This is a genomic window from Blautia sp. HCP3S3_B11, from assembly GCF_052064435.1.
Lineage (GTDB): Bacteria > Bacillota > Clostridia > Lachnospirales > Lachnospiraceae > Blautia_A.
The window spans coordinates 1-652 of record NZ_JBQHVP010000060.1 but is presented as its reverse complement, the minus strand read 5'-3'; the positions used below and the strand labels follow the sequence as shown (position 1 = coordinate 652).

Annotated in this window: 1 rRNA gene; it reads left to right on the top strand. The window is 51.7% G+C overall.

What is annotated here, in order from left to right:
* A 23S ribosomal RNA gene (locus ACTNC0_RS18245) occupies positions 1 to 652 on the top strand; the annotation flags it as partial.

Below are 652 nucleotides of genomic sequence, written 5' to 3'. Positions count from 1 at the left end.
GACTGAGCAGGATCCAGAGTACCACGAGACACGTGGAACCTTGTGGGAAATCAGGGGGACCACCCCCTAAGGCTAAATACTACTTAGTGACCGATAGCGCATAGTACTGTGAAGGAAAGGTGAAAAGGACCCCGGGAGGGGAGTGAAAGAGAACCTGAAACCCTGTGTCTACAAGCTGTGGAAGCACTTTATATGTGCGACCGCGTACTTTTTGTAGAACGGTCCGGCGAGTTACGCTTACTGGCAAGGTTAAGCACTTCAGGTGCGGAGCCGTAGGGAAACCAAGTCTTAAGAGGGCCAGAGTCAGTAGGAGTAGACCCGAAACCGGGTGATCTATCCATGTCCAGGTTGAAGCTGCCGTAAGAGGTAGTGGAGGACCGAACCCACATCCGTTGAAAAGGGTGGGGATGAGGTGTGGATAGGGGAGAAATTCCAATCGAACCCGGAGATAGCTGGTTCTCCTCGAAATAGCTTTAGGGCTAGCCTCGATACAGATTTGCGGAGGTAGAGCACTGAATTTCCTAGGGGGCGTCAAAGCCTACCGAAGAATATCAAACTCCGAATGCCGTGTAATCGATTATCGGGAGTCAGACTGCACGAGATAAGTTGGGCGGTCAAAAGGGAAAGAGCCCAGACCTTCAGTTAAGGTCCC